The following is a 4,067-nucleotide window of genomic DNA, read 5'->3' as shown; positions in this document are numbered from 1 at the left end:
TCGGTTAGCAGCGCGAACGGTGCGGATCACGGGGACCGAGCAGTTGATTCTGCTTTGAGAACCGACGCCGCCGAGGTCTCCCGTGCATCCGTTGGTTCGCCGTATTTGAGTTCGGCAACCACCAATGAATGGTCAGACCCACCTCGACGAACAATCTCGGATTCTACAGCCGTGAAGTGGGGTGTATGAAAAATGTAGTCGATTCGGAGTGCGAGGGGCAACGGGCGGGTAGGCCAGTTCCACGTTGGATGCGTGTCAGCGTCATCGTGAACAGACGCGTACGCATCAATCAAGCCAAGTTCGCCGAGACGTTTTGGAGCATGAAACGAAGAGATGCTATTGAAGTCACCTGCAACAATCGTCGGAACTTGATCGTCAATTGCATTGACGATCACATCGATTTCGATTGCGTGCTTGTCTTCGGTCACCGAGAGTGCCGCCATCGCTTCGCGAAACCCGCCGCCGCGTTTGATCTGGAACGGTGTTAAATGGACATTGACCAGGCGTATGCGTGTCCCAATGTGTTCAAGCGTTGCGGAATGGAAACCAAAAAGACCCGCGGTTGGCGGGACGAATTTCAAGTCCGCGAGTTCGACCTTCGAGGCGAAAGCGAATCGTTCAGCAGCGTAGCGTCCGTTGTGTCCGACCGAGTGAAAGTGCGGATGCGTTTCGGCAAGGCGGTCGCGGAGAAAACGCTCCGATTGTATCGTTATCTCTTGAAAGCAAATGACATCGGGGTCAGCTGTCGTGATCGCATCGAGGACCTGGTCACCACGTCGGTTGGCCCAGTTCAGGTTGTATGTCGCAACACGGAGCGAGTTGGCGTATGCATCGGAACTAAGTGTAAACGCTAGGATCATCAACGATGCGAGTGTTTTCATCTTGCGTCGGCGAACGATACGCGTAACCGGGGCGGCGGGTGTTGACGTTGACTTCATAATCCGCTGGCCACCGCCGCTCCCGTGCATGCGATGGTTCTGTCGCGGTGAATCCAAGTGGCGTTACACGGACCAACTGTCGGCATTCGGCGAGTACCCACGGCCTGACCAGTAACGGAATTGGAGATCTTCGTTTGGCTGTTTGTATTTGCGATCCTTTGCTGGATCGTCAGTGATCCAAACGTCCTGGATGGCATCGTCAATGATTTGCACGGCAATGAGCGATCGATCATTCAACACATCGTCGATGAATTGTCGGACAGCATCAGTTTCGTTCATTGATGTTATTGAAGCAAGGATGTCCGCGTGAGTGTGCCATGGATACCCACGGAAACCAATGGCCACATCACCACCGTCAAGTGATTCGACGGCCAGTGTAAGCAACCCATCTGCGCTGGCATGTTCTTCAGGGTCAATCATTTGGATTTCACAGCAGTGCTACTAGAGCGACAGAACGTCCTAGTGGTCACCGCGTCGGCGCGATCGACCTGAACTCAAATACAAACTTGACTCGCCGACTGCGGTGCACCACTTGGTTCGCGCGGTCGGCCACGACGACACGTTGAACCATCGTCGCTGATAGTCAATGTACTCGATCGGGATGGCCAAGGGAAATTCTGCATCCCAATCTACGGTCGGCGCGTCAGGCGTCGGGCATCAGCGTTGGTATCGACAGGCGTCGGTTTGTCTTCTTCGGCCGAGTCGACCGCGCACTAATCGAACCGTGACATCAAATGCGAAACCCAGGAAACAGAGGTTCGACGAATTCCGGTGGGCGCCCTTCGGGTCACGATTAAACGACAGCAAATCAATTGCCACAAAAGAACGCGAGAAGACGAAAAAGAAGAAGTAGGCGCTGTCGTCAGGCGCCGGTTAGCAGCGTGAACGATACCGATCAGCCGGCGGCGACGGTTGATCATCCACTTCAAAACGCCCGACTTCGCCGCTCGGTTGCATCGGATGGTTCGCCGCATGTCACGGAGAGTATGTAACGCTGTATTTGGTTCCATCCTCACGTTCAAGCACCAGATCGTCGCCAACTCGGCTAACGATTCGGGTCCTCTTCGCATCGTTCATGTCTTCGTACGTCGAAACCAACAGATAGCCATCGGAATTGATCGTCCAATATAGCAAGGGAGCCACTGGAGGCTGCCCGTCAGTCAAAAGTGTTACGGCAACAGTGCCGTCGGAAAAGTAGAACGATTTATCAAAACGATTTATCAAGACCATTTGGTCGTTCGTAGACGAGAGTCTTGTTCTCGACGTCAGCCCGCGTCCAACGACCAAGGTTCGCCGACGGCTGAGGGACAGAGTCATTGCAGCCGAGTAAAAACGCCGACGCAATGAACACGGAGAGGAGCAGTGGCAGTATTTTCATCATCATGTCGGCGAACGTTTACGTTCAACGTCCGCGATAACCGAGTCGCGGCGATTGATTTTCCATTGTCAACAACGACGACTCCGCGACTTCGGTTCATCGCATGGTTCGCCGCAATCATTGTTCGATCGCGTTGGGATTGTTGAATTTGAATCCTTCGGTCCCGTCGGGTCTCGTCTCCCAATCGATTGTAGCACCATCGAGGTAAATCGAGTCGCGAGGAGACACAACGATCGTGAAACCATTTGATCGATCAACCAAATCGTCGTCGGTCCATGGCGGCGATTCGATCTGCAGGTCGTACATGAACCCAGTTGGTCCCTCTTGTTTCACCGAGAGGCGGATGTGATCGTTCGGCGCGTCATTCAAGAATGCAACAAATTTGGCAACCGCAGCATCTGTCAATTCTACGACCGGTTGATTCGGTGGTGTGTCAGTATTTCGGGCAGTGGACTCAGTCGGATTTGTGTCGGCTGAGGCGTTTGAGACGTCCGTTGAGTCGTTGCACCCGAGGCACATCACCGATGCGAAAACGACAAAAGTACACAGAAGCTGTTTCATGTGGTCAGTCGGCGAACGTTAGGGATCAGCGGGCGGCGGGAGTTGACATTGATCTCGCGAGAAACCGCACCACCGCCGCTCCGTTGCATCCCATGGTTCGTCCGCATTTGGAGTTAGTGTCGGTCAATCCGTCATCTGGAAGTACAAGACGCCGTTTGCGTCATCAACGAATATCGTCGGCCGATGTGAGAATTGTCCATCGGCGGATTCGTAGAGTGTACCAACCGCGTTGGACGGTGGCAGCATCCAATCAGCATCGATTCCAAATCCAGATTTGTACAGTTTGACTTCGTGATCAGTTATCGGCGATGTGGATCCCGGTATCGTCTTGAGTTTCGGTTTGTCCCAGTGCGCAGCAAATTCAGCTTGAGCGTGTGCGTGTAGATCGGCATCAGGTGCAGAAAAACGATAGATCAGGAGGCGGCCACCCATACCGACCGAAGCGCGGCAATAGCGAACCTCCGTAGCAGTCTTGGGAAGCGATTCCGACAGCGTGGCGGCGACAGCATCAGGAGTTACGTCTGCATATCCGTCGGACTGCGTCACGTGAGGGCGGTTCATCCCGATGACGAGCAAGACCGAGAATGCGGCGAAAAGGACGCCGATCCCAATGACGCATCGGAAAAACCATCGCCACAGCGTTTCCATGTTGCGTATCACTCAGTAGGACGAACGGCGGAATTCACCGAGCACGGGCGAACGATGTTGCGATGGCCAAAAATCGCACCACCCGTGCTTCGGTGCAATTCATGGTTCTGCCTCCGTGTTGCGGCGGAGGCAATGATGTCTTCAGTTTAGCATGGCAACGATCGGCGGAGGTATACAAACACCGGTGTCGCGTGCATAAGTCGTCCTCGTTCAACTCAATGAGTCGTCATCCCGTTTCAATAAGCGGACCGTATCAATTGGAACAATAACGTCAGCACCGGTAGTCCCAAGCTCGATTCGAAGCGAGATGTCGGGTTGCATCGCCTCAATCGAGATGACGGCTCCTTTAGCTCCGGCGTGAGTGCCAGCAACGATCCGCACCGCGTCATTGATTACGAAGGGGACATCACTCGTCCTTTGGCCAGAAAAGAAGGCGTCGTCGAGATGCTTCGGGACGTCACGCATGGTGGTCATTCGTGGCAGAACGGCGGTGGTCACCGCGTCGGCGCGATGGACCTAAAATCAAAAACAAACTCAACTCG

General features: G+C 54.1%; 5 protein-coding genes. 1 reads left to right on the top strand and 4 read right to left on the bottom strand.

The window, feature by feature from the left end; translation table 11 throughout:
• Positions 1-26: 26 nt before the first annotated feature.
• The 4 genes from NZK35_RS16715 to NZK35_RS16700 form a co-directional block, all read right to left on the bottom strand.
• Entirely contained in the window at positions 27-860 is an 834-nt protein-coding gene (locus NZK35_RS16715; protein WP_259633675.1) for an endonuclease/exonuclease/phosphatase family protein, read from the bottom strand.
• Positions 861-1,001: 141 nt separating this feature from the next.
• Entirely contained in the window at positions 1,002-1,358 is a 357-nt protein-coding gene (locus NZK35_RS16710) for a hypothetical protein (RefSeq protein WP_259633674.1), read from the bottom strand.
• Between the two features lie 1,075 nt (positions 1,359-2,433).
• Positions 2,434-2,721 (bottom strand): HesB/IscA family protein, encoded by a 288-nt coding sequence (locus NZK35_RS16705; RefSeq protein WP_259633673.1) that lies wholly within the window; start codon positions 2,719-2,721, stop codon positions 2,434-2,436.
• Positions 2,722-3,000: 279 nt separating this feature from the next.
• Positions 3,001-3,525, bottom strand: coding sequence for a hypothetical protein (locus NZK35_RS16700; protein WP_259633672.1), 525 nt, complete (start codon positions 3,523-3,525; stop codon positions 3,001-3,003).
• A gap of 315 nt (positions 3,526-3,840) precedes the next feature.
• On the opposite strand from NZK35_RS16700, the gene NZK35_RS16695 reads away from it, so the two are divergent.
• Positions 3,841-4,067, top strand: a 227-nt coding sequence (locus tag NZK35_RS16695) for a hypothetical protein (RefSeq protein WP_259633671.1), incomplete at its 3' end; no start/stop codon positions are given.

Source organism: Stieleria sedimenti (assembly GCF_025060895.1).
Taxonomy (GTDB): Bacteria; Planctomycetota; Planctomycetia; order Pirellulales; family Pirellulaceae; genus Stieleria; species Stieleria sedimenti.
Note: the sequence above shows the minus strand (reverse complement) of the source record. Positions and strands in the feature narration are given on the sequence as shown.